The following is a 24,919-nucleotide window of genomic DNA, read 5'->3' as shown; positions in this document are numbered from 1 at the left end:
GAGGAGACGCGAAATGCAGAACATCAGCCCAAGGAAGGTGGCCGCGGTCATCGTCATGGCGCGCGAGCTGAGCCGCGCCGAGGGTGAATTGCGCGGGTTGATCGACCGGATGGACGAAGAGGAACAGGCGGCCCTGGTGGCGGTCATGTGGGTCGGTCGCGGCGCTTTCGACGCCGAGGACTGGGACGAGGCCTATCAGACCGCTCGGGCCGAGGCGACGACGCCGACGGCGGATTACCTGATCGGCACGCCGCACTTGGCCGACAACCTGGAATCGGGACTGGAGGCCTTCGGGTTCGATGCCACTGGCGAAGAAGACGACCTGATGCGGCGCGGCGCGTGATGGGGCTGGGCGGCAAGGCGCTTGGAAGCGCCTTGTCCAAGCGATTTCCAAATCGCTTGGCCGCCCTTACCGCAGCGCGCGCCCCTTGAGGATGGCCCCGTCTCCGAACCGGGCCCGGATTGCATCCGTGGCCCGTTCGGCGCGGGCGCGGGTTTCGGCCTGCGGGTCCAGCAAATCGCCCGAGACATCCGCCTGCGCCTCTGGCACCAGGTCGGAAATTCCCGCCCCGATCAGCCGGTAAGGCTGTCCGGGCGGCATCTGGTCGAAAAGCCCGCGCGCGGTGCGATAGATCCGGTCGGCGATCTGGGTCGCACCCGGCAGGGCGGTGCGGCGGGTGACGATCCGAAAATCCGATTTGCGCAGTTTCAGCGTTACCACCCGGCCGGCCACGCCCTTGGCCTTGGCGCGGTCCGCGACCTTTTCCGCCATCCGCCAGAGATGCCCGTCCAGGATCTCGGCATCGGCGGTGTCCTCGTTGAAGGTGGTCTCGTTCGAGATGGATTTCATCGGCGCGTTGCGGGTCACGCGGCGTTTGTCCTCGCCCCGGGCGAGGTGCCAGAGCCGCTCTCCCATCGCCCCGAAACGGGCGGTCAGGTCCCGCTGTTCCCAGCGCAGCAGGTCTTCGAAGGTGCGGATTCCGGCCTTTTCCAACGCGCCCTGCGTGGCCTGTCCGACGCCCCAGATCAGGCGGATGGGCTTGGGCCGCAGGAAATCCTGCGTCTCTGCCGCACCGATCACCGCAAAGCCGCGCGGCTTGTCCAGATCCGAGGCGATCTTGGCGAGGAACTTGTTGTGGCTGAGGCCGATAGAGCCGGTCACGCCCAGTTCCGATTTCATCCGTTCCACCAACCGGGCCAGCATGACGGCGGGCGGCGCGCCGTGCAGGCGCGCGGTACCGCTCAGGTCGAGAAAGGCCTCGTCCAGCGACAGGGGTTCGATGGCGGGGGTCAGGTCCTCCATCATGGTGCGAATCTGCTTTGACACCTCGGCGTAGACCGCCATCCGTGGCTTGACGACCACTGCGTCGGGACAAAGGTCCAGCGCCTTGAACATAGGCATGGCGGACCGCACGCCGCGAATCCGGGCAACATAGCAGGCCGTCGAGACGACACCGCGGCGCCCGCCACCGATGATCACCGGTTTGTCGGCCAGTTCCGGGTTGTCGCGCTTTTCAACGCTTGCATAAAAGGCATCACAGTCCATGTGGGCAATGGAGAGATCCCAAAGCTCGGCATGGGAAATGACCCGCGGCCGCTCGCAGGCCGGGCAGCGGGGTCCGGTGTCGAACTGGGTCAGGCAATCGCGGCACAGGCTGGGCATGGGTCCAGTATAATGCGCCGCAGAAAGGGACGCCATGAGCGATCCGAGACAGGTGTTCACGGGCGCCAAGCTGATGCTTTTCGCGGGGGCGGACCTGGTTGTCCTGCGGCGCGACCGCAAACCCTCGATTCCCTGGCCGGGGTATCTGGATTTTCCGGGCGGTGAGCGTGACGGGCGGGAAACGCCCGAGGCCTGCGCCCTGCGCGAAACGCGTGAGGAACTGGGCCTGACGCTGGCGGTGAGCGACCTGAAGAAGGCGCATCTGCGCGACGACGCGGGCAAGGTCAGCTGGTTCTTCGCGGCGCATCTGCCGGGGGACATCGTCGATGACGTTGTCTTTGGCGACGAGGGCGAGGAATGGCTGGTGATGCCGCCCGCGGATTTCATCGCCACGGACGAGGCTATTCCGCATTTTCGCGACATCCTGAGAGATTACCTGGAAAAAAGGCCGGGACCCGCAGAATAACGCGGGCCCCGGCAGGACGCCGCCGCACCCGAGGGACAAGGGGGCGCGGCGGTGCGGCTCATACAGGCGTGTAAAGAGCCGAACCCTGGGGAAGGGGAAAGGGGCAGATCAGGCGGCGGTGGGCATCTCGACGGCAGGCAGGCGCAGTTGCAGCCGTTCGGGCGTGCCCAGCGACAGGCGGGCGCGCATCCAGAGCCCGCGCGCGGCCTCTTCGAAATCGGTGGTGACGGGCGCCGCGTATTGGCTGGCGACCCGCAGAAGGCCTTGGGGGGTGACGACGGTGACCAGGGCCTCGAAGCATTGTTCGGCGGCGTTGTAACGCACTTGGTCGATGCGGGGGGTCCACGTGCTCATATCGGTCTCCTAACCTCATGCCCTGTTTTTCGGGCTTACATCCAAGAGGTAGGGTCAGAATGACCGCGTTTCATCGGGGCGACAGGTCAGGAATACCCCCGTCGCAGGGGGTTTCTCGCGGTTTTTCGCCTGTTTCTGGGGCTTTGGGCATCAGTTTGCCGGCGCCCGGAGGGCGTGGGAACGGCGGACGGGGTCATGCGTTGATACAGGCTGCGGTGCGGTCCTTGCCTGAGCCGCATCAGCGGGCTTCCCTCTCTATCCGTGCTCTGCGATGCTGCGCGCAACGCATTTCCAGGAGAGACCTATCATGGACAATCAAGTGGCGATGGATTTTGCCGGCGCCAATATCGTCTGGCTGCTGCTGGCCGCTTTTGTCATTCTCTGCATCCTGCTGGGGGTGCGGATCGTGCCGCAGTCCGAGAAATTCGTGGTCGAACGCTTTGGCCGGCTGCGCACGGTGCTGGGGCCGGGGATCAACCTGATCGTGCCCTTCATCGACAAGGTGCGGCACAGGATCTCGATCCTCGAACGGCAGCTGCCCGACGCGACGCAGGATGCCATCACCTCGGACAACGTGCTGGTGCAGGTGGAAACCAGCGTGTTTTACCGCATCCTGGAGCCGGAAAAGACCGTCTACCGCATCCGGGACGTCGATGGCGCCATCGCCACCACGGTGGCCGGGATCGTCCGCGCCGCGATCGGGCGGATGGAACTGGACGAGGTGCAGTCGAACCGCAGTGAGCTGATCGGCGAAATAAAGAGCAACGTCGAAGACGCGGTGGACAACTGGGGGATCGAGGTGACGCGGGCCGAGATCCTGGACGTCAACCTGGACGAGGCCACCCGCCAGGCCATGCTGCAACAGCTGAACGCCGAGCGCGCCCGCCGTGCCCAGGTGACAGAGGCAGAGGGCCAGCGCCGCGCCGTCGAATTGCAGGCCGATGCCGAGCTTTACGCCGCCGAACAGGCCGCCAAGGCCCGCCGTATCACCGCCGATGCCGAAGCCTATGCCACGCAGGTCATCGCCAAGGCGATCCAGGACAACGGGATCGAGGCGGCGCAATTCCAGGTGGCTCTGAAACAGGTCGATGCGCTGACGGCGGTGGGCGCGGGTGAGGGCAAGCAGACGGTCATCCTGCCCGCCAATGCGCTGGATGCCTTTGCCGATGCCTTCAAGATGCTGAAAGGCGGGCGCTGATGGCCTGGGGCTGGAACATCTGGTGGATCTGGATCGCCGCGGGGATTGTCCTGGCGATCCTGGAACTGTTCGCGCCGGGGTTCATCTTTCTTGGCTTTGCGCTGGGCGCATTGGCGATGGGCGTGCTGTTCCTGCTGGCCGGTCCGGGCGGCCTGTTCATCGGCGGCTCTCTGTCGCTGGCGCTGCTGACCTTTGCCGTGCTGTCGGCGCTGGCCTGGCTGGCCATGCGCCGGTTGGTGGGGGTGCGCAAGGGTCAGACGCGGGTCTGGGATCGCGACATCAACGAGGATTGAGGCCGGGCTGCGCCCGTTCAGTTCGCGCGCTGCGCCTGGGGTGAGGCCATTTCAGACAGGATCGCCTGTGCCGCCGCGCGCGGATCGGGCGCGCGATGGATCGGGCGGCCGACAACGATGTGGTCGGCGCCGTCGCGGATGGCCTGTGCCGGGGTCGCGATGCGTTTCTGATCGCCCACATCGGCGCCCGCGGGCCGCACGCCCGGTGTCACGATCAGCCGTCCCTCGGACTGGGGCAGGGCGCGCACCAGCGCCGCCTCGTTCGGGGAGCAGATCACCCCGTCGGCCCCGGCCTCAAAGGCACGGCCCGCGCGGGTCTGCACCAGGCCGGGGATCGGCCCCTCGGCAATCATGGCCGCGTCCAGATCATTGCGGTCGAGCGAGGTCAGGATGGTGACGGCGAGGATCTTGGTGTTCGACCCAGCCGCGCCTTCCTTGGCGGCGCGCACCACATGCGGATCGCCGTGGACGGTCAGGAAATCCAGATCGAACTGGGCCACGCCGCGCACCGCGGCCTCGATCGTGGCGCCGATGTCGAACAGCTTGAGGTCAAGGAAGATGCGCTTGCCGTGCTCGCCTTTCAGCTCGTTCGCCAAGGCCAGCCCGCCGCCGGTGAGCATGCCCAGCCCGATCTTGTAGAAGTTCACGGAATCGCCAAGGCGGTCGACGAGGTCGAGCCCTTCGATCACGTTGGGGACGTCGAGGGCGACGATCAGGCGGTCATCGGACATTTGGCGGGCTCCTGCGCTGCGGTTCGGGATCACATGAAAGCCCTTGCGCACAAGGTCAAGATGCCGCGCGTTGCTATTTTGCAACGGCTCTCACTTGAACAGATCGCGACCCGCGACCATCTTGGAAGCGAGGCCCCGAAACGCCCGCGTGCTGCAAGGCCAGGCGCGATGCATTTGAAGGGGGCGCTTGATGGAAGGAGACAGATATGAACTTGGAGAAGTTCACGGAACGTGCGCGCGGATTCATCCAGGCCGCGCAGACGATTGCGATGCGGGAAAGCCACCAGAAGCTGGCGCCCGAACACCTGCTCAAGGCATTGCTGGACGATGAAGAGGGGCTGGCCACGAACCTGATCACCGCCTCTGGCGGCGAAGCTGCCCGCGTGGTGCAGGTGCTGGACACCAAGCTGGCCAAGATCCCGAAAGTGTCGGGCGACGCCGGGCAGGTTTACCTTGATTCCGCCACCGGCAAGGTGCTGGACGAGGCAGAGAAGCTGGCCAAGAAGGCCGGGGACAGTTACGTGCCCGTCGAACGGATGCTGACCGCGCTGGCGATGGTCAGCAGCCCCGCGAAAGAGGCGCTGGAGGCCGGCAAGGTCACGCCGCAAAAGCTGAACGAGGCGATCAACGATGTGCGCAAGGGGCGCACGGCGGATACCGCCAACGCCGAGGACAGCTATGAAGCGCTGAAGAAATACACGCTGGACCTGACCGAACGCGCCCGCGAAGGCAAGATCGACCCGATCATCGGGCGCGACGACGAGATCCGTCGCACGATGCAGGTTCTCAGCCGCCGGACCAAGAACAACCCGGTCCTGATCGGGGAACCCGGCGTGGGTAAGACCGCGATCGCCGAGGGTCTGGCCCTGCGGATCATCAATGGCGACGTACCCGAAAGCCTCAAGAACAAGCGCCTGCTGGCGCTGGACATGGGCGCGCTGATCGCCGGGGCCAAGTATCGCGGCGAGTTCGAGGAGCGGCTGAAATCCATCCTCTCCGAGGTGACCTCGGCCGCTGGCGAGATCGTGCTTTTCATCGACGAGATGCACACGCTGGTCGGTGCGGGCAAGGCGGATGGGGCGATGGATGCCTCGAACCTCTTGAAACCTGCGCTTGCGCGGGGTGAGCTGCATTGTGTGGGCGCCACCACGCTGGACGAGTACCGCAAGCACGTCGAGAAGGACGCGGCCCTTGCCCGGCGGTTCCAGCCGGTCATGGTCGAGGAACCGACGGTCGAGGATACGATTTCGATCCTGCGGGGCATCAAGGAAAAGTACGAGCTGCACCACGGTGTGCGGATCTCGGACTCGGCGCTTGTGACCGCGTCGACGCTGTCGCACCGCTATATCACCGACCGCTTCCTTCCGGACAAGGCCATCGACCTGATGGACGAGGCGGCCAGCCGCCTGCGGATGGAGGTCGACAGCAAGCCCGAGGAACTGGACGCGCTGGACCGTGACATCCTGCAAAAGCAGATCGAGGTCGAGGCACTGCGGAACGAGGATGACCAGGCCTCCAAGGACCGGCTGGCCAAGCTGGAAAAGGACCTGTCCGAGCTGCAGCAGAAGTCGGCCGAGATGACCTCGCGCTGGCAGGCTGAGCGTGACAAGCTGGCTTCGGCCCGCGACCTGAAGGAAGAACTGGACCACCTGCGCGCCGAGCTGGAATCGGCCAAGCGTGACGGCAATTTCGCAAAGGCCGGTGAGCTGCAGTACGGGCGCATTCCCGAGCTGGAGCGCAGGCTGAACGAAGCCGAAACCGAGGAATCGGACGTGATGGTCGAAGAGGCCGTCGGCCCCGAGCAGATCGCGGCGGTGGTCGAGCGCTGGACCGGTGTGCCGACCTCGAAGATGCTGGAAGGCGAACGCGAAAAGCTGTTGCGGATGGAAGACGAGCTGCACAGGCGGGTCATCGGCCAGAACCAGGCGGTGACGGCGGTGGCCAATGCGGTGCGCCGGGCGCGCGCGGGTCTGAACGACGAGAACCGCCCGCTGGGCTCTTTCCTCTTCCTTGGCCCGACCGGCGTCGGCAAGACCGAGCTGACCAAGGCGGTTGCGAACTATCTCTTTGACGATGACAACGCGATGGTGCGCATCGACATGTCTGAATTCATGGAGAAACACGCGGTTGCCCGTCTGATCGGGGCGCCTCCGGGCTATGTCGGCTACGACGAAGGCGGTGTGCTGACCGAAGCCGTGCGGCGCCGGCCCTACCAGGTGGTGCTGTTCGACGAGGTCGAGAAGGCGCATCCGGACGTGTTCAACGTGCTCTTGCAGGTGCTGGACGACGGTGTGCTGACCGATGGTCAGGGTCGGACCGTGGACTTCAAGCAGACGCTGATCGTGCTGACCTCGAACCTTGGGTCCCAGGCGCTGAGCCAACTGCCCGAAGGCGCGGATTCGAGCCAGGCGCGGCGGGACGTGATGGATGCGGTGCGCGCCCATTTCCGGCCCGAATTCCTGAACCGCCTGGATGAGACCATCATCTTTGACCGGCTCAAGCGCGAGGACATGTCGGGGATCGTGGACATCCAGATGGCGCGCCTGCTCAAGCGGCTGGCGGCCCGCAAGATCCGGCTGGAGCTGGACGACGATGCCAAGACCTGGCTGGCGGACGAAGGGTACGACCCGGTGTTCGGGGCGCGCCCGCTGAAACGGGTGATCCAGCGCGCGCTGCAGGATCCGTTGGCCGAGATGCTGCTGGCGGGCGACGTGGCGGACGGTGACGTTGTGACCGTCTCTGCCGGGGCCGACGGGCTGATCATCGGCGACCGGGTGGGGGCCTCGAACCGGCCCAAGCCGGACGATGCCGTGGTCCACTGACCCTTGGCGACGTAGATGAGGAAAGGCGGGGGAAACCCCGCCTTTTTTCGTGCCCGGGTGCACAGCACGGCCATCGTTTCAGGGGACCGGCCTGCACAGACAGGGTCACGCGGTTTCGGGGCACCGCCGACAGCCAAAGCCAGAGCGGTCGCGCCGTCAGGACGTTTCCATGTTGAGCGGGTTGTCCACCAGCTTGCGCCACCCGGCGACGATCGTCTTGCGGTCGGGCAGGCTGTCCTCCAGGTCGGCCAGGACCTTGTCCTGATAGGCCTCCATGGCTTTCATCACGTCCGCCTTGCTGCTGCCGGGCACCGGAATGTTCTTGCCGTCCTTGTCGTTGGTGTATTCGTACTTGATCCGGTTCAGGTGCTTGTCGGCGTCGACTGCCTCGTCGGCATAGTAGCCGACAGAATAATGATGGCGGAAGACCACGCCATGTTCGACGCCGTAGACCACGCGGCCTTTGCGCTTTTCGCGGATCTTTTTCCAAACGGCATCGGCATGGTCCGCGTATTGCTGGGCATATTTTGCGACCGAGCCGGTCTTGGGGACGCCATAGCTGGACTTCAGCGGATTGAAATCCTCATCCCTGTTGGTCGGATCGACATTGGCGATCTCCTGCAGGATCGACAGATGCATCCCCGCCCCGAGCAGGAAGACCGGGAAACAGGCCAATTGATAGTTCTCATCCGTCAGCGTTCCCAGCATTCCGTTCGTGCCGATGAAGAAGGTGTTGGAGTAATCGTGCAAATGGTAGTCGAACAGGTTCTTTCGGTCCTGCTGAACCCGAAGGTCCGATTGCAGGCGGGCTGGCGCGTAGACGTTGGTCAACTCATTGCGCAGCGCAACGAAGGTTCCGGCGATTTCGTCGATGGTCTGTTGCTTCAGCTCTTGTTGCATCAGCTTTTGCATCCCCTCGAAATAGGCGTCGAGGGTCGATTTCTTGTCGTCCGGGAACAGCGCCCCGAGAATGGTGTCGATGATCGCCCCGGCAATGGCCCCGGCGATCACGCCGCCTGCTATCTGGGTCAGGTTGCCGCTGATCGCCTTGAGCGCGTCCTTGGCCATCTGGTCGGCCAGCTTCTTTGCCACGTCCACGGCGATGCTGTGCGGCAGAGAGGCCGCGGCCAGCACCATCACGGGCGGCTCGTCCAGCCCAAGCAGTTCGTCAGTTGGCTCTGCCGCCGCCGCGCTGTCAAAGCGCAATGCCCCGGTCTGCGCATCCACGACGACATTCCGGAACACATACAGCAGCCGTGCCATCGACGTTTGGCGGTCGATAAAGACCGTTCCCGGCGGAAACACTTCCCAAGGATCGGACAGGAAAGCGAAACGTTCATGAACCAGCGTTTCACCGGGGAGCATCGGAGAGGCGGCGTTCAACTCGTCTATCGCGCAGCGCACGCGCAGTTTCAGCATCGTGTCATCGGAATGCGACAGCACCGGATGCTCATAGCTGAGCGGAACGTCTGAGGCGTCGACATAGGCCCCTTCGACCCCGACTATGGTTGCCGCAGGATCACCCAGAGCGTCGAACCCGGCCTTCAGTTTCTGGATGGTATAGGTTTCTCGGTCCACACCATTTTCGACGGAGGCAACCATTGTGCTGATTGATGCGCGCACGGGGGGGGCTGCAAACATGGGCATGGGAAATCCTGATCAAGGTATGTTCGGAATAGCGGCAAATTGGAAGCCTGCCCCATTGGGAGAGTTCGATCAACCGGTTTCTACCTTAGGTGTAAAAGCTTGGGCGCCTCCGCGAATTTGGGCAGATTGAAAACGATCACGGCGGCAGTCGTGCCATAAAGCCTTTCAGCGTGACCTGGCGCGCCCAAAGGTTGATTTGATGCGCAAATCGCGGGTGGTTCAGACATACATCCCATTCTTGCGCGTCCGGAAACCGCAAAAGGGTTTCGATTTTCGTGCCCCGCGTGGCGGGCCGAGGTCGGGCGCTCTAGACTGCCGGGGTAATGTACGGGTGAGACCATGCGTATTCTGGTACATGCCGGGTTCCACAAGACCGGCACAAGCAGCCTGCAGTCCTGCGCAGCCGCCAATGCAGAGCTGCTTTCGCCACGTCTGAACCTTTTGCTGCCCGGCGATCTGCGCCCAGTTGCCCAACTGGCGCGGAGCTATGAGATCCGACCGGCAAAGAGAAAGCTGAAAAGGATGCGGTCGGAACTGGATGCGGTCCTGCCGCCGCCCGGCAAGCCTTTGCTGATCACCTCCGAGGATCTTTCCGGGCTGGTTCCCGGGCGCAGGCCCGGGACGGGCTATGGCCATGCGCCCGATCTTTTGCACTGCGTCGGGACGACTCTGAAGACCCGCTATCCGGACGCCGAAATCACGATCTGGTTCACCACGCGCGAGGCAGAGGCCTGGATGAAAAGCATCTACTGGCAAAATCTCCGCGGGCATCGCATCACCGAGGATATCGACACCTACCGCGCGCGGCTGAGCGATGCGCTGCCGCTGGAGGATCGGGTCGACGCGGTGCGGGCCAGGCTGGGGGAACGTGCGCGGGTGGTGAGCACCGGGATCGAGACCTGTCGTGACAGGGCCGTCGGACCGCTTTCGGCGGCACTCGACCTGCTGGGGCTTCCTGACACGGAACTGAGGCCGGCACTTCCGGTAAACGTGCGCCCCAGGGATGGTATCGAGACCCTGTTGAGGCTGAACAGGTCGGATCTTGACGAGGACGCGCTGGCCCGCCGCAAGCGCCGCTACCTGCGGAGACATTCTTTGGGTCAGGCAAAGAGGCACCAGGGCTAGACGCGGCCAGGGTCACCTCGACAAAGGAGAACGGCCCGCACGATGTGCGGGCCGTCTTTGGTATTGGCTGACTGCCGATCACATGCCGGGCATGATCACCTTGTCGATGACGTGGATCACACCGTTCGAGGCTTCGATGTCGGCGGTCACGACGGTGGCGTCGTTGACCATCACCCCGTTGTCGAGGTCGATGGTGATTTCCGAGCCTTCGACGGTTTTCGCCATCATGCCATCGCTGAGGTCGGTCGACATGACCTTGCCCGCCACGACGTGATAGGTGAGGATCGCGGTCAGCTGGTCCTTGTTTTCAGGCTTCAGCAGGTCCTCGACCGTGCCTTCGGGCAGCGCGGCAAAGGCGGCGTCGGTCGGGGCGAAAACGGTCAGCGGACCTTCGCCCTTGAGCGTGTCGACCAGGCCCGCGGCAGTGGCTGCCGCCAGCAGGGTTTCAAAGCTGCCCGCCTCCTTGGCGGTATCGACGATGTCCATCGAATGACCGCCGGCAAAGGCCGGAGCGGCGAAGGCGAGTGCGGTCGTGGCGGCGAGGAAAGTTCTACGGATCATGGAAATCCTCCATTGGTTTCGCATTTGCGATGTGTCCGTCACATCGTAAAGGTCTACGGGAGGATCAGCGCGCTGGATGAGGCGGAATTTCTGCACGGGCGGCTTGACGATCGGGGGCCGGCAACTAAGCCGGAAGAAAAGAAATTTTCCAATTACATCTTTGTGAATGAACAGCAAGAAAACACCGGCCAACGACACTGGCCGGTCTGCCGTTTCCCGTGAGACCAAGAGGTCCCGGGACAAGCCCGGGACTGCGTTGTCGCGTGGCGGCTCAGTCCAGGCCGATGGCGGAGCGGGCGATGCCGTCCAGCAGCGCCTCGACCTTTTTCATCTCACCCTCGGGGAACTCGCGGAACCCGATGGTGGTGGTGTCGGGTGTCTCTGGCCGGACGATGACGAAGATGTCATAGGGGCAGAAGACCACGTTCATCGGGTCCGCTTCCATCACCTCGCGGCTGATCTTGGCAGAGCAGAAGCTGAAGATGTCCGCGTTGGTAAAGATGGTGACGTCAGACCCAACGTCCCCCTTGGTCCGTTCCAGCATTTCGCCGGTGTGGCTGACACTGTCGATGACGAGACCCTGATCGAGGATCGCGTTTTCCAGGCCGAAGACAACATCGTCAAAGCTCTGATCGGTGGCGTAGCTGACGATGCCCTGGGCCATTGCCCCGCTTGCCACGAGCGCAAGCGCGGCGGCGCCGATGAAATGTCTCATGCTCTCTCCCTTTCACGAAATGGGCAGACGGGCTGCCATTCGTCTGTGATGGTGGCAGAGTATCGATTCAATAACAGCATGACCTTGAGACAAATCAACACATTCGGGGGGTAGAATATGGAATACGCGATGGCCGCGCTGCAATATCTGGCGCTGTTCTTCGTCTTCATGATCGGGGTGGCGGTGGCGCTGGTCGTCGTGATGTACGTCATCGACAAGACGCAGACGGGGGATGCGATCCGCAGGAACTATCCGGTGATCGGGAGGTTCCGTGCCCTGTTCACCGAGTTGGGAGAGTTCTTTCGCCAATACTTCTTTGCGATGGACCGCGAGGAGATGCCGTTCAACCGGGCGCAGCGCAACTGGATCTACAATGCCAGTTCCAGCAAGGGGAACACGGTGGCCTTTGGCTCGACCCGGAACCTGAACGTGCCGGGGACGCCGATTTTCATGAACGCGGTCTTTCCTCCGCTGGACGATCAATATGCCTCGACAGAGCCGATGATGATCGGGCCCTACTGCCGCGAACCGTATCTTGCGCCCTCGATCTACAACATCTCGGGCATGTCCTACGGCGCGATCTCGAAACCGGCGGTGAAGGCGCTGAGCCGGGGGGCCAAGCAGGCGGGAGTCTGGCTGAACACCGGGGAAGGGGGGCTGTCGCCCTACCACCTGGAGGGCGGTTGCGACATCGTCTACCAGATCGGCACGGCCAAGTTCGGCGTGCGCGACCAGGACGGCAACCTGAGCGACGCCAAGCTGAAGGAGATCGCCGCCAATCCGAACATCAAGATGTTCGAGATCAAGCTGAGCCAGGGCGCCAAGCCGGGCAAGGGGGGTATCCTGCCGGCGGCCAAGATCGACGAGGAGGTCGCCACCATTCGCGGTGTGCCGATGGGCAAGGACGCGATTTCGCCCAACCGGCACCGCGAGGTGGATGATTTCGATGGGCTTCTGGACCTGATCGGCCACATTCGCGAGGTCACTGGCAAGCCGGTGGGGTTCAAGACCTGCATGGGCTCGGCCGATCCGTGGTTTTCCTTCTTCAAGAAGATCAAGGAGCGGGGGGAGGAAAGCGCGCCGGATTTCATCACCGTGGACGGGGGCGAGGGCGGCACCGGGGCGGCACCGCTTCCGCTGATCGACCTCGTCGGCCTGCCGCTGCGCGAGGCGCTGATCCGCATGGTCGACCTGCGCGATCTTGCCGGGCTGCATGACCGCATCCGCATCGTGGCCAGCGGCAAGCTGGTCAATCCCGGCGACGTGGCCTGGGCCATCTGCCTGGGCGCGGATTTCGTCACCTCGGCGCGGGGTTTCATGTTCAGCCTCGGCTGTATCCAGGCCCTGAAGTGCAACAAGAACACCTGCCCGACCGGGATCACCACGCATATCCCCTCTTTGCAAAAGGGGCTGGTGGTGTCCGAGAAGGACAAGCGCGTCGCGGCCTATGCCAAGGCGGTTGTCGGCGAGGTCGAGACGATTGCCCACTCCGTCGGCGTGGGTGAGCCGCGCCAGATGCGGCGGCGGCATGTGCGGGTGGTCAAGGATGATGGTTCGTCGGTGCAGATGAATGAGATCTACCCCTCGGTCCGGCTGGGTGACGACGGTGCCGCCGGAAACCGGGTTTTCGAAGAGGCCATTCGCCGGATGCAGGTGGACGTCAGGGCGCCCTGATCGCACAGGCGGGCGGCCTTCCCCCCGGCTGCCCGCGACAGCGCCAATTGTGGTATACAGCGTCCGGTGTCCGCGGTCCTTGGCCAAGTTCCTGTCGGCCATCGACTGCTCCACCCCTGGCGGCGGGAACACTGCCGCCGCTCCGATGGGCCGGCAGGTGGTGGACTGGCTGAAAACAGCCTGACAATGCCGTTGAGGTTGCGCCGCGTGATCCCAGGGAAGGGTTGGAGCCTTGCCCTGCTCTCATGCTGCCCTGCATCAAGGGCCTGGACGGTTTCCCGATCCTTCGTCCTTCATGACCCACTCACCAGCAGCTTCCCCCCGATCGGGCGTAGATCCGGTTCCTATCCTTCCGCCGCTGATACGAAATCCAGCCCGATATCCAGTGTCGGCGCGCTGTGCGTGATCCAGCCGAGAGAGATCAGGTCGACGCCGCTGGCTGCGACCGCAGCGGCGGTGTCGGGGGTGATGCCGCCAGAGGCTTCGGTGATGGCGCGGCCCGCGACCATGTCCACGGCCTCGCGCAGCGTCTTTGGGTCCATGTTGTCCAGCAGAACCGCGTCGGCGCCGATCTCCAGAACCTCGCGCAGCTGGTCCAGCGTATCGACCTCGATCTCGATCTTGACCATGTGGCCGGTCGCGGCGCGCGCCGCCTCCAGCGCCGGGCGGATGCCGCCCGCGATGGCGATGTGATTGTCCTTGATCAGCACCGCATCGGCCAGCGAATAACGATGGTTCATGCCGCCGCCCGCGCGGACGGCGTATTTTTCCAGAGCGCGCAGGCCCGGCGTGGTCTTGCGGGTGCAGACAATGTTTGCCCCTGTGCCTGCGACCGCCTGAACCAGGCCCGCCGTGACACTCGCGATCCCTGAAAGGTGCCCCATGAAGTTGAGCGCCGTGCGTTCGGCGGTCAGCAGGCTGCGGGAGGGGCCTTCAAATGTCGCGATGCGGGTGCCGGGCGTGACGGGCGCACCGTCCTGCAGGTGGCGCGTGACCACGATGGCCGGATCGACCAGCGCACAGGCCAGCTCGGCGCAGTCCAGCCCGGCGATCACGCCGGGCTTGCGGGCGACGGCGGTGACGACCGAGCGGTGCCCGGCAGGGATGACCACCGCCGAGGTGATGTCCCCGGCAAGGCCAAGATCCTCTTCCAGCGCGGTGCGCAGGGCGGGTTCGATCACCGGGCGGGGCAGGGGGACAAGCGTCATGTCAGGCACTCCGGGGCAGGGATTGGGCCGTCTGCTGTTCCGCAACGGCCATGATGTCGTCAAGGGTCATCCGGCGTGAGGCGCTGCCGGTCCGGGGCGCGGGACAATCGCTCCGCGCATGGGCGCCGCGCGATTCCTCGCGCAGCAGGGCAAAGACCGCAATGGCCAGGCCGATGATCGCCGGGTCGGCGGATGGCCCGTGGCCCTGGGCCAGTGGCGCCAGATCGGCCACCGCGCTGCGTAGCCCGTGGTCATCGCGACGCAGACCCAGCCTGTCCGATACGATCCGGCGGACGGCGGCGGTCTCTGCCACGGGCGGAAGCGGTGTGGGCACAGGGCGTTTCCCGCGTGGCCCCGTCGCCGCGTGGCCAGCGATGTCCCGCGCGGCGCGTTGCGCCATGACAACCGCCTCTAGCAGCGAGTTGCTGGCCAGCCGGTTCGCCCCGTGCAGGCCCGTCGCGGCGCATTCGCCGATGGCCCAGAGGCCGGAAAGACTGGTCCGGGCGTGACTATCCGTATGGATGCCGCCCATGTGGTAATGCGCGGCCGGGCGCACCGGGATGGGCTGTTGCGCCGGGTCGATCCCGGCGGCCTGACACAGCCGTGCGATGCCGGGAAAGCGATTGGCAAAACCTGCACCCAGCGCCGGACGCGCGTCCAGGAAGACGCGGTGGCCGCGCGCGATCTGGGTTGCGATGGCGCGGGCCACCACGTCGCGCGGGGCGAGCTCGGCGCCCGGGGTGCCCTCCATGAACCGCTCACCGTGTTCGTTGACCAGCACCGCGCCTTCGCCCCGGACCGCCTCGCTGACCAGGCCCAGCGGCCTGCCCCGCGCATTCAGCGCGGTGGGATGGAACTGCACGAATTCCATGTCCGACAGCTGCGCCCCGGCACGGGCGGCCAGCATCACGCCTTGGCCATAGTTGCCCACCGGGTTGGTGCTGGCATCATACAGCCCGCCCAACCCGCCGGTGGCCATCACGACTTGCGAGCTGGACAGCAGGCGACCGTCATTCAGCAGAACACCGCGCATCTGCCCGTCGCGCTGGACCAGCCGGACAGCTTCCGCCCCGGTCAGCACGGTGATCGAGGGGCAGCGGGTAACAGCCTCGGCCAGGGCACGGATGAGCGCCGCCCCGGTGCCGTCGCCATCGACATGCAGGATGCGCTTGCGGGAATGCGCCGCCTCCAGCCCACGGGCGAAGTCGCCGTCCGGGGTGCGGTCGAAGCGGACGCCATAGGCCTCCAGCGCGGCGATTGCCTCGGGCGCGCCGCTCAGGATCGTCTCTGCCACCTCGGGGTCGCAAAGACCTGCGCCTGCGGCCAATGTGTCGGCCAGGTGCAGTGCCACGCTGTCATCGGCGCCAAGACAGGCGGCGATGCCGCCCTGCGCCCACTGGCTGGAGCTTTCCTGCCCCAGCCCGGCGCGCGATATCAGCACCACGGGCCGAGGCGCCAGGTCCAGCGCGCAGACCATCCCGGCGATGCCGCCGCCGACAACCGTGATCCGGTCGCCGCACTGGCCAGGACGGGTCATTTGACCGCAAGCATCCGTTCAACGGCCCGCCGGGCATCCGCAGCGATGGAGGCATCCACCGTGACCTCGTGGTGGTTCTGTTCCAGCGCCTCGCGGATGTTGCCCAGGCTGATGCGTTTCATGTGCGGGCACAGGTTGCAGGGGCGCACGAATTCCACGTCCGGGTGATCCACCGCCACGTTGTCGCTCATCGAACATTCGGTCAGCAGGACCACGCGGCCCGGCTTTTTCTCACCGACATACCCGGACATGACGGCGGTCGAGCCGGAGAAATCCGCCTCTGCCACCACGTCGGGCGGGCATTCCGGGTGCGCCAGGATGGTCACGCCGGGATAGGCCTCGCGCATGCCGCGCACGTCATCCGCGGTGAACAGTTCGTGCACCTCGCAATGGCCGTTCCAGGCGATGATCTCGACGTCCGTTTCGCGGGCGACGTTCTGCGCCAGGTATTCGTCCGGGATCATCAGGACCTTGGGCACGCCCAGCGACTCGACCACTTCCTTGGCATTGCCGGAGGTGCAGCAGATGTCCGAAGCCGCCTTTACCGCGGCGGAGGTGTTCACATAGGTGATGACCGGCACGCCTGGATGCGCCTGCCGCAGCAGGGCGATGTCCTCGGGCGTGATCGAATCGGCCAGCGAACAGCCGGCGTCCATGTCGGGGATCAGCACGGTCTTTTCCGGGTTCAGCAGCTTGGCCGTTTCGGCCATGAAATGCACGCCCGCCAGGACGATCACGTCGGCCTCGACCTCGATCGCCTTGCGCGCCAGCGCCAGGCTGTCGCCCACGATATCGGCGACGCCGTGAAAGATTTCCGGCGTCTGGTAGTTGTGCGCCAGGATCACCGCGTTCTTTTCCCGTTTCAGGTCAAGGATGGCGGCAATGTCGTCCTCGTAGCGGATCCAGTCCGGTTCCGGGACGATCTTGCTGACCCGCTCATAGAGGTCGGGAAGGCGAAGGTAGGTCATGACGGCTCCTTATACTCTGGATGAGTACATCTGGAGCCGCTTGATATTCTCAACTAGAGTTTATGTCAATGCCGTGACACGGGCAGTCTGGGACCGGCCAATGCCTGGGCCTGCAGGACCGTCGGCCGGTACCTGTACAGCTTGGCCGGACGCCCCCCTGTTCCGCTGGACATCTCGCCGGTTTCCTCGACCAGTTCCTGCTGGTCGATCTGGCGGCGAAAGTTCGGCTTGTGCAGGCGCAGACCCGACAGCGCCTCGACCGTGCGTTGCAGGTGCAGCAGCGTGAAACTGTCCGGCATCAGTTCGAAGACCACCGGGTGATATTTGATCTTGGCGCGCAGCCGCGCGATCCCGGTGGCCAGGATGCGCCGATGATCCCCGGTCATGGGGCGCCCGAACCTCTCGATCGCGGGGCGCGAGGGGCTTTCGGCCAACCCGGCCTCGTACATCAGTTCATAGCGTTGCAGGGCGAGATCCTCGTTCCAGGGCAAGCCATTTTGCCCGAACAGGAAATCGACACGCTCGCGGCGCAGGGCGTCTGCCCCGGCCCAGCTGTCCAGCCGGTCCGTGATGCTGTCCAGCACCAAGGGGCGGCGGTCGCGGTGGTCCTCCCAGGGGAAATACTCGTACCAGCCATGCCACTGCGGCTGGCCGGTGCCCGGTGTGACCTGTTCCCGCACCAACCCGAGGTAGCCGATAGAGATCCGCCGGACCCCGCCCGCCTCGGTCGGGGCCTCGCGGTCGCGGTCGGCAAAGGTGTAGAGCTGTTCGAGGTAGCCGACCGGATGTCCTGTCTGGCTTTCGATCCAGTCACGCAGCCCGCTTTGCAGGCTGCGGTGCTGCGACTCGAAGGGGCCGGAGGGCAGGGCCTCACCCGCGCGCAGGGTCATCACGCGCGGTTCGTTGTCCGTCACGGCCACGAGGACGGCGATCAGATCGGCATTTGCCAGCCCCGCGCGCAGTTGGACGCCTGTCATGCTCAAGTCTTCCAGCCAGGATGAATACCCAGGTTCCTGTCAGAAGTCCCGGCGCGAGACAAGCCGCGAGGTCCCCAAAGCGGGCCTGTCGTCGTTCAGACCCGACGCAGCTGGCGCAGCCGGGCGCGGTGGGCGGCGGCGATATGGGCCCGCATCGCCTGTTCCGCCGCGTCTTGGTCGCGCGCCTGCAGGCCCTCAAGGATCGCCGCGTGTTCGCGCAGGGCGTCCTCGGCGCGGTCTTCCTCGCGCAGGGTGGTCGGGCCAAGGATCAGCAGCGTGGTATGGATCGAGGCGACCGCCTTCATCAGGAAGCGGTTGCGCGCGGCGTCCAGAAGCGCGGCGTGGAATTGCCGGTTGAGCACAAATGGATCGCCGTCCCCGGCTGCCATCGCGGCGTGTATATCGGCCAGTTCCGCCAATTCCACCTCTGACGCGGCGCGAGCGGCAAAGCGCGCCGCCGTGCCTTCCAGCACCGTGCGCATGTCGTAGAGTTCCGAGATTTCCGCATGGTCCAGCCTGCGGATCGCCGCGCCGACGCGCGGCACATGGGTCACGACACCGTCGCTTTCCAACTGGCGGATCGCCTCGCGCACGGGGGTCCGGGAAAAACCCAGCCGTTTGGCAAGCTCGACCTCCATCAGCCGGTCTCCCGGCATCAGGTGACCGGCGCGGATCTCGTCCAGGATCCGGCGATAAGCCTCTTGCCCCTGTGAAAGCTCCAGCGGTTTCTCGTCGGTCATGCGGCGCTCCTTGCATGAATTGAATACCCGTGTATACACAAGGATGCAAGACAGGAGTGCATCATGCCCGAGCGTCCCCGTACCGCCACCTCCCGCCGGATCGAAACCGCGTTGACCGCCGCGGTGGGGGTCGCGCTCTTCACGCTCCTTGGTCTGCCGTTGCCGTTTCTCTTTGGCCCGCTGGCCGCCTGTCTGCTGGCGGCACTGGCCCAGCGGCCCCTGAAGGGATTCGGGCAGGTTTCAAAGGGGTTCCGCACCATCCTGGGCGTTGCGGTGGGGGCTTCGCTGACGCCGGACGTCGTGGCGGCCCTGCCCAGCATGGCCGCCTCGCTGGCCTTCATCCCGCTGTATATCCTTGTCATCGGGCTGATCGGTGTTCCCTATTTCCACCGGGTCCACGGGTTCGACCGTGTCACTGCCTGGTATGCGGCCATGCCCGGGGGGCTTCAGGACATGATCATCTTTGGCACCGAGGCGGGCGGCGACCCCCGGGCGTTGTCGCTGATCCATGCCACCCGCGTGATGATCATCGTCACCGTGGCGCCGATGATCCTGACCTTCGGTTTCGGTTCGGCGCTGACCAACGACATCGGCGCCCCCGCCACCGAAATCCCGCTGCGCGAGCTGTTCCTGATGGCCGCCGCCGCGTTGATCGGCTGGAAAGGCGGCGAGCGGATCGGCCTGTTCGGGGCCTCGATCCTGGGGCCGATGATCGTGACGGCGGTGCTCAGCCTCACCGGCTTCATCCATGCGCGTCCCCCGGCAGAGGCGATCCTGGCGGCCCAGTTCTTTATCGGCGTCGGCATTGGCGTCGGCTATGTCGGGATCACCCTGGGGGAGCTGCGCCGGGTGGTTCTGGCGGGTGTTTTGTTCGTGCTGATCCTCGCCGTTCTGGCGGCGATCTTCTCGGAAATCGTTGTTTTGCTTGGCCTTGCGCCGCCGGTCGAAGGGTTCCTGGCCTTCGCTCCGGGCGGGCAGGCGGAAATGACCGTGCTGGCCATCGTCGCGGGGGCTGACCTTGGCTTTGTCATCGTGCATCATCTGACCCGCGTCTTCCTCGTGATCACCGGCGCGCCGCTGGCGGCCCGGTTCCTGATGAAACCCCGAAAGGATCGTCCATGAGCTTCACCACCCGCCCCGAACTGCAGGGCACCTTTGGTGTCTGTGCCTCGACCCACTGGATCGCCACGGCGGTCGGGATGCGTATGCTGGAAGCGGGCGGAAACGCCTTTGACGCCGGGGTGGCGATGGGCTTTGCCCTCAACGTGGTCGAGCCACACCTGAACGGCCCGCTGGGCGACATGCCCGCGCTGGTCTGGCCCGCAGGGGCCGAGGCGCCGCAGGTGATCTGCGGGCAGGGCACGGCGCCCGCCGGGGCGACGCTGGAGCACTACCGGGACGAGGGGCTGGAGCTGATCCCCGGCTCTGGCCTGCTGGCGACCGTGATACCGGGCGCCTTCGACGCCTGGATGGTCATGCTGCGCGACCACGGCACAATGACCCTGCGCGAGGTGCTGGAACCGGCGATCCATTATGCCGAAAAGGGCCACCCGGTGCTGGCCAGCGTTTCGGCGATGATCGGCCAGAATGCCGATCTGTTCCGCGACCATTGGCCGACCTCTGCCGAGACATGGCTGCCGGGAGGAGAGGCGCCCGCCCCCGGTGCAATGTTCCGCAACCCGGAACTTGCCGCGTTCTGGCGCCGCCTTCTGGACGAGGCCGAGACGGCAGAGGGCCGCGAGGCCCAGATCGAAGCGGCGCGCACAGCCTTCTACGAAGGCTTCGTTGCCGAGGCCATCGACGACTACCTGCGGGACGCCTGCGTGATCGACGGAACCGGGACCGCCCGCAAGGGCGTGCTGACGGGGCAGGACATGGCTGGATGGCGCGCCACCACCGAACCGGCCGTTTCCGTCGACTACCACGGCTGGCAGGTCTGGAAGGCGGGGGCCTGGTCGCAGGGGCCGTCGCTGCTGCAATCCCTGCGCCTGCTCGACGCGCTGGACTTTGGCAACGAAGATCCCTTTTCGGACGTTGCCGTGCACCGCATCACCGAGGTGCTGAAACTCTCGATGGCCGACCGCGAGGCCTATTACGGCGATCCCGACCACAGCGCCGTGCCGCTGGAAACGCTGCTGTCCGCCGACTATGCGCGCGTCCGGGCCGGGCTGATCGGCAGCATGGCCAGCCTCGACCAGCGCCCGGGGAGGATCGACGGGATGGACGGGCAGGCAGAGGCATTCATCGCGCGCGCGGCGCGGATGCGGGCAACCGATGCCGGGATCGGGGGGGGAGAGCCCACCTTCTCGCATCTGGCCCCCTCGCCGGAGGCGCCCAAGGGGCCGGACGAAGGCGATACCGTGCATATCGACGTCATCGACCGCTGGGGCAACATGATCTCGGCGACGCCTTCGGGCGGCTGGCTGCAGTCGAACCCGGTGGTGCCGGGTCTGGGCGTGCCGCTGAACAGCCGCGCACAGATGTTCTGGCTGGAGGATGGCTTGCCGACCTCGCTGGCGCCGGGGCGCCGCCCGCGTACCACGCTGACCCCCTCGATGGCGCTGCGGCCCGACGGCACGCGGCTGGCCTTTGGCACGCCGGGCGGCGATCAGCAGGACCAGTGGCAGCTGATCTTCCTGCTGCGCCTGGTCCACCAGCAAATGAACCTGCAGGAAGCCATCGACGGGCCGCTGTTCCACAGCCAGCACCTGCAGGCGAGCTTTTATCCCCGCGGGTGCAAGCCCGGCGTCCTGATGATCGAGCCGAATTTTCCGCGAACCACGCTGGAGGCGCTGCGCGCCCGCGGGCACCTGCTGACAGAGGCCGCGCCCTGGTCCATCGGGCGCCTGACCGCGACCAGCCGCAGCCCCGAGGGCCTGCTGAAGGCGGCGGCGACGCCACGGTTGATGCAGGCCTACGCGGCGGGGCGCTGACCCCGCTGGCTCTCAGCGCAGCAGCGGCAGGGTGAGGACGACGCCGAACCCGTCGTCTGACGGTTCCACGGTCAGCGTTCCGCCGTGCCGCAGGGCCACCGCCTCGGCAATCGACAGGCCCAGGCCGCTGCCGGGGCCGGAGCGGGCCTGACCGAAGCGCGACAGGATCTTGGGCACGTCGCTGGCGGCCACGCCGCGCCCGTCGTCCCGCACCGACAGCGTGATATCCTTGTCCGCCCGAAGGCTCAGGGTGACGCGGGTCAGGTCCTCGCCGCCGTGGACCAGCGTGTTGTCCAGCAGGTTGGCCAGCGCCTCGCCCAGCATCACCCGGTCGCCCAGCAACAGCACCGGACCGGGTGGCAGATCCGTGTCGAACCGCAGCCCCCGCGCCTGGGCGCGGGGGGCAAAGGCGTCGGCGGCGGCTGTGGCGAGCTCTTGAAGGTCCAACTGCTCAAACCCGCCTGTTCCGCTTTCGGCCCGGGCGCGTTCCAGTGTCAGCAGGCGATTGGCCAGTTGTCCGGCATTATTCGCCGCCTTGGCCATGTCGGCGGCCCGTTGATGTGCCGCCTCAAGCGTGGGCGCGGTCAGGATCGCCGCCGACAGCGCCTGCAGGCCCGCAATCGGGTTGCGCAGCTGATGCGCGGCGTCCGAGACGAAATTCGACTGCGCCTCCATTGTGGCGCCGAACTGGGTGAACAGGGTGTTTAGGCGCCCGACCAGGCCCTGCGTCTCGACGGGAACGGTGCGGCGGATCGGGCTGAGATCCTCTGGCGAGCGGCGCGAGATCGCCTCTTCGAGATCGGTCAGCGGTTTCAGCCCGTGCCGGACCCCGAACCAGACCAGCAGGGCCACCGCCAGGATCAGCGAGGCGATGACCACCCCCGCGCGCAACGCCAGTTGCAGGGCAAAGCGGTTGCGGGCCGCCATGCTTTGCCAGACCGTCGTGGTGAAGGTGCCGGAAATCGCCCCGATGGTCGCCTCTGTCTTGAGCCGCAGAACCCGCACCGGTGTGCCCTTGTACAGGGCGTCGGTGTACAGAAAGGCCACGTCCTGCGGCAGGCGCCGGGTGACGGGGATCGGCGGCACGGCATAGCCCACCACCAGCACCCCGTCCGGCGCGTAGACGTGATAGCGCACCGGACCGCCCGCGGTGTCGCCCAGCAGTTTCTCGGTTTCCGGAGAAATCGCGTCGCCGTCCAGCAGCGCCACGTCCCGCGACACGGCAAGGGCGGTGAACATCAGGTTGCGGTCAAAGAACTCTGCCGCCGTGCGCCGTGCCGCCTCGACCCGCCAGGTGCCCGCGACGATACCCAGCGCCACCAGCGGCGTCAGGATGATGAGCAGCAGGCGAAGCCGGAGAGACCGCCTCACGCCCGTTCCTGCAGACTGTAGCCCAGGCCGCGGCTGACCCGGATGTCCAGAGCCGCCGGGACCAGTTTCTTGCGCAGCCGCGAGACATGCGCTTCGACCGAGGATTCACCGACATCGGCCCCGGTGCCATAGACATGTTCCAGCAGGTCCGACTTGGACACCACCCCGCCACGCGCGCGCAGCAGCGCCTCAAGCACCGAGACCTCGCGCCGGGGCAGGGGCAGCGGCGTGCCGTCGATCTCGACCTGCCGTGTTTCCAGCATGAAGCGCAGGGGGCCGATCGACAGTTCGGTCTGGGCGGTCTGACCAAGGCGACGGGACAGCGCGCGCACCCGGGCCTCCAGCTCTTCCATCTCGAAAGGTTTGACGAGGTAATCGTCGGCGCCCGCGTCCAGCCCCTGCACCCGTTCCGCCGTTGTATCGCGGGCGGTCAGCAGCAGAACAGGGCGCTGATCGCCCCGGTTTCGCATCTCTCGCAGGATCTCCAACCCGTTGATCCCGGGCAGGTTGATGTCGAGGATCACGATGTCATTGGCGTCATCGCGCAGGAAATCGGCGGCGGCATTGCCGTCATGCAGAAGGTCGGTGGCATGGCCCCGATCCTGCAACCGCCAGGCGATTCCCTTGGCCAGTGCCTCGTTGTCGTCGACAATCGCGATCCGCATTTTTCCCGGTCCGTCAGCTTCACGCAAGCTTCGCAGCATAAATATTCATCATCAAGCGACGAATCATCGCTGGATGGAAAGGGCGCCCGGCCAAGGGCGCCGACATGGGAGGATACCAATATGACGATCAAGACCGCCATCGTCGCGGCCGGCTTTGCCGTGACTGCAACCCTGGGCGCCGCACAGGATCTCGACCTGTCGGGCAAGACCGTGGATTACGTGATCCCGTTCTCGGAATCCGGTGGTTCGGCCAAATGGGCCAACTTCTACGCCCCGCTGATCTCCGAGGCGCTGCCGGGCAATCCGACCGTCGTGGTGAAATACATGCCGGGCGCGGGGTCCACCAAGGGCGCCAACTGGTTCCAGGCCCAGACCTGGGAAGACACCGAAGGCACCGTGATCTTCGGCACCTCGGGGTCGACCCAGTTCCCCTACCTGCTGGGCGATCCGCGCGTGCGGTATGAATACAGCGACTGGAACGTCGTTCTGGCCTCCGGCACCGGCGGTGTCGCCTACCTGCCCCCCGCGATGGCCGAGAAACTGGATGGGCTGGATGCCTCCGGCCTGGCGGGCGAGGATTTCATCTGGGGCAGCCAGGGCGCCACGCGTCTTGACCTGGTGCCGCTGCTGGCATGGAAGATGCTGGGCATGAACGTCGAGCCGGTCTTTGGCATCAAGGGCCGCGGCGACGGCCGCCTGATGTTCGAGCGCGGCGAAGCCAACGTCGACTACCAGACCTCTTCTGCCTACCTGGCCAACGTCACGCCGCTGGTGGAAAACGGCAGCGCTGTGCCGTGGATGACCTGGGGTGCGCTGGACGACAACGGCGACATCGTGCGCGACCCGACCTTCCCCGACATCCCGACCTTCAAGGAAGTCTGCGAGGCAACCGAGGGCTGTAAAACCTCGGGCGAGGCCTGGGACGCCTGGAAGGCCTTCATGATCGCGGGTTTCCCGGCACAGAAGATGATCTTCCTGCCCAAGGGATCGCCGGACTGGGCCGTGGATGCCTATACCGAAGCGCTGAACAAGGTGCTGGCGCGTGACGATTTCGCCGAGATCTCCGAGGCACGCCTGGGCGTCTACCCGCAGATGACCGGCAAGGGCGCCAAGAACACGCTCAAGCTGGGCACACGGGTGCCGGCAGAGGCCAAGGCATTTGTCGTCGACTGGCTGCAAGAAGACTATGGCGTCACGCTGAAATAACCCAATTGGCGGCGGCTACCCGAAGCGTGGCCGCCGCCTTTCTGATCTGCCGACCCGCGCCTCAC

23 protein-coding genes are annotated in these 24,919 nt (G+C 65.6%); 10 read left to right on the top strand and 13 right to left on the bottom strand.

Annotated features, from left to right (window positions below):
* Positions 1-13 precede the first annotated feature (13 nt).
* Positions 14-343 (top strand): DUF3775 domain-containing protein, encoded by a 330-nt coding sequence (locus KZZ07_RS01765; protein ID WP_219511831.1) that lies wholly within the window; start codon positions 14-16, stop codon positions 341-343.
* A gap of 66 nt (positions 344-409) precedes the next feature.
* On the opposite strand, the gene KZZ07_RS01760 is transcribed toward KZZ07_RS01765, so the two are convergent.
* Complete coding sequence (locus KZZ07_RS01760) at positions 410-1,663, bottom strand: DNA polymerase IV (RefSeq protein ID WP_219512240.1); 1,254 nt, start codon at positions 1,661-1,663, stop codon at positions 410-412.
* Positions 1,664-1,697: 34 nt separating this feature from the next.
* On the opposite strand from KZZ07_RS01760, the gene KZZ07_RS01755 reads away from it, so the two are divergent.
* The gene (locus tag KZZ07_RS01755; protein WP_255564102.1) at positions 1,698-2,129 is read left to right on the top strand and encodes an NUDIX domain-containing protein; all 432 of its coding nucleotides are present in this window, start codon (positions 1,698-1,700) and stop codon (positions 2,127-2,129) included.
* 108 nt (positions 2,130-2,237) lie between these two features.
* On the opposite strand, the gene KZZ07_RS01750 is transcribed toward KZZ07_RS01755, so the two are convergent.
* Complete coding sequence (locus tag KZZ07_RS01750; protein ID WP_052244820.1) at positions 2,238-2,483, bottom strand: hypothetical protein; 246 nt, start codon at positions 2,481-2,483, stop codon at positions 2,238-2,240.
* Between the two features lie 307 nt (positions 2,484-2,790).
* On the opposite strand from KZZ07_RS01750, the gene KZZ07_RS01745 reads away from it, so the two are divergent.
* Together KZZ07_RS01745 and KZZ07_RS01740 are read left to right on the top strand one after the other, a co-directional pair.
* On the top strand, positions 2,791-3,681 hold the full coding sequence (locus KZZ07_RS01745) for an SPFH domain-containing protein (RefSeq protein WP_219511829.1): 891 nt from the start codon (positions 2,791-2,793) through the stop codon (positions 3,679-3,681).
* The gene (locus KZZ07_RS01740; RefSeq protein ID WP_219511826.1) at positions 3,681-3,974 is read left to right on the top strand and encodes an NfeD family protein; all 294 of its coding nucleotides are present in this window, start codon (positions 3,681-3,683) and stop codon (positions 3,972-3,974) included. Before KZZ07_RS01745 ends, KZZ07_RS01740 begins: the two co-directional genes overlap by 1 nt.
* Before the next feature lie 17 nt (positions 3,975-3,991).
* On the opposite strand, the gene pyrF is transcribed toward KZZ07_RS01740, so the two are convergent.
* The gene (pyrF, locus tag KZZ07_RS01735) at positions 3,992-4,705 is read right to left on the bottom strand and encodes an orotidine-5'-phosphate decarboxylase (protein ID WP_219511824.1); all 714 of its coding nucleotides are present in this window, start codon (positions 4,703-4,705) and stop codon (positions 3,992-3,994) included.
* 206 nt (positions 4,706-4,911) lie between these two features.
* Between pyrF and clpB the strand changes: the two genes are divergently transcribed.
* Positions 4,912-7,527 carry an ATP-dependent chaperone ClpB gene (gene clpB, locus KZZ07_RS01730; protein ID WP_219511821.1) on the top strand — a complete coding sequence of 872 codons (2,616 nt, stop codon included), beginning with the start codon at positions 4,912-4,914 and terminating at the stop codon, positions 7,525-7,527.
* Positions 7,528-7,683: 156 nt separating this feature from the next.
* On the opposite strand, the gene KZZ07_RS28035 is transcribed toward clpB, so the two are convergent.
* On the bottom strand, positions 7,684-9,105 hold the full coding sequence (locus KZZ07_RS28035) for an insecticidal delta-endotoxin domain-containing protein (protein ID WP_219511819.1): 1,422 nt from the start codon (positions 9,103-9,105) through the stop codon (positions 7,684-7,686).
* A 408-nt stretch (positions 9,106-9,513) separates the two neighbouring features.
* Here KZZ07_RS28035 and KZZ07_RS01720 point away from each other — a divergent pair, with 408 nt between their 5' ends.
* The gene (locus tag KZZ07_RS01720) at positions 9,514-10,299 is read left to right on the top strand and encodes a hypothetical protein (protein ID WP_219511816.1); all 786 of its coding nucleotides are present in this window, start codon (positions 9,514-9,516) and stop codon (positions 10,297-10,299) included.
* 78 nt (positions 10,300-10,377) lie between these two features.
* Here KZZ07_RS01720 and KZZ07_RS01715 read toward each other — a convergent pair whose 3' ends face one another.
* Entirely contained in the window at positions 10,378-10,860 is a 483-nt protein-coding gene (locus KZZ07_RS01715; protein WP_219511814.1) for a fasciclin domain-containing protein, read from the bottom strand.
* Positions 10,861-11,131: 271 nt separating this feature from the next.
* Positions 11,132-11,575 (bottom strand): DUF302 domain-containing protein, encoded by a 444-nt coding sequence (locus KZZ07_RS01710; RefSeq protein ID WP_219511809.1) that lies wholly within the window; start codon positions 11,573-11,575, stop codon positions 11,132-11,134.
* Positions 11,576-11,692: 117 nt separating this feature from the next.
* Here KZZ07_RS01710 and KZZ07_RS01705 point away from each other — a divergent pair, with 117 nt between their 5' ends.
* Complete coding sequence (locus KZZ07_RS01705) at positions 11,693-13,249, top strand: FMN-binding glutamate synthase family protein (protein ID WP_219511807.1); 1,557 nt, start codon at positions 11,693-11,695, stop codon at positions 13,247-13,249.
* A 344-nt stretch (positions 13,250-13,593) separates the two neighbouring features.
* Here the strand turns inward: KZZ07_RS01705 and nadC are convergent, their stop codons facing one another.
* From nadC to KZZ07_RS01680, 5 genes are all read right to left on the bottom strand, one after another.
* The gene (gene nadC / locus KZZ07_RS01700; RefSeq protein ID WP_219511805.1) at positions 13,594-14,457 is read right to left on the bottom strand and encodes a carboxylating nicotinate-nucleotide diphosphorylase; all 864 of its coding nucleotides are present in this window, start codon (positions 14,455-14,457) and stop codon (positions 13,594-13,596) included.
* Between the two features lies 1 nt (position 14,458).
* A complete protein-coding gene (locus tag KZZ07_RS01695) occupies positions 14,459-15,994 on the bottom strand; it encodes an L-aspartate oxidase (protein ID WP_219511803.1) in 1,536 nt (511 codons plus the stop codon).
* The gene (nadA, locus tag KZZ07_RS01690) at positions 15,991-16,962 is read right to left on the bottom strand and encodes a quinolinate synthase NadA (protein WP_219511801.1); all 972 of its coding nucleotides are present in this window, start codon (positions 16,960-16,962) and stop codon (positions 15,991-15,993) included. The genes KZZ07_RS01695 and nadA overlap by 4 nt, the downstream gene beginning before the upstream one ends.
* Before the next feature lie 65 nt (positions 16,963-17,027).
* Complete coding sequence (locus tag KZZ07_RS01685; RefSeq protein ID WP_219511799.1) at positions 17,028-17,939, bottom strand: NUDIX hydrolase; 912 nt, start codon at positions 17,937-17,939, stop codon at positions 17,028-17,030.
* A gap of 95 nt (positions 17,940-18,034) precedes the next feature.
* Entirely contained in the window at positions 18,035-18,679 is a 645-nt protein-coding gene (locus KZZ07_RS01680) for a GntR family transcriptional regulator (RefSeq protein WP_219511797.1), read from the bottom strand.
* A 63-nt stretch (positions 18,680-18,742) separates the two neighbouring features.
* Here KZZ07_RS01680 and KZZ07_RS01675 point away from each other — a divergent pair, with 63 nt between their 5' ends.
* Together KZZ07_RS01675 and KZZ07_RS01670 are read left to right on the top strand one after the other, a co-directional pair.
* Positions 18,743-19,801, top strand: a complete 1,059-nt coding sequence (locus KZZ07_RS01675; protein ID WP_219511795.1) for an AbrB family transcriptional regulator — start codon at positions 18,743-18,745, stop codon at positions 19,799-19,801.
* Entirely contained in the window at positions 19,798-21,612 is a 1,815-nt protein-coding gene (locus KZZ07_RS01670; protein ID WP_219511793.1) for a gamma-glutamyltransferase family protein, read from the top strand. Before KZZ07_RS01675 ends, KZZ07_RS01670 begins: the two co-directional genes overlap by 4 nt.
* A gap of 12 nt (positions 21,613-21,624) precedes the next feature.
* Here the strand turns inward: KZZ07_RS01670 and KZZ07_RS01665 are convergent, their stop codons facing one another.
* Together KZZ07_RS01665 and KZZ07_RS01660 are read right to left on the bottom strand one after the other, a co-directional pair.
* On the bottom strand, positions 21,625-22,983 hold the full coding sequence (locus tag KZZ07_RS01665; protein WP_219511792.1) for a sensor histidine kinase: 1,359 nt from the start codon (positions 22,981-22,983) through the stop codon (positions 21,625-21,627).
* Complete coding sequence (locus tag KZZ07_RS01660; RefSeq protein ID WP_219511790.1) at positions 22,980-23,648, bottom strand: response regulator transcription factor; 669 nt, start codon at positions 23,646-23,648, stop codon at positions 22,980-22,982. Before KZZ07_RS01660 ends, KZZ07_RS01665 begins: the two co-directional genes overlap by 4 nt.
* Before the next feature lie 120 nt (positions 23,649-23,768).
* On the opposite strand from KZZ07_RS01660, the gene KZZ07_RS01655 reads away from it, so the two are divergent.
* Entirely contained in the window at positions 23,769-24,854 is a 1,086-nt protein-coding gene (locus KZZ07_RS01655; RefSeq protein ID WP_255564101.1) for a tricarboxylate transporter, read from the top strand.
* The last annotated feature ends 65 nt before the right edge of the window (positions 24,855-24,919 follow it).

Origin of the sequence: Mameliella sp. CS4, from assembly GCF_019392335.1 — a bacterium.
Taxonomy (GTDB): domain Bacteria; phylum Pseudomonadota; class Alphaproteobacteria; order Rhodobacterales; family Rhodobacteraceae; genus Antarctobacter.
This window is presented reverse-complemented; position numbering and strand designations above follow the sequence as displayed.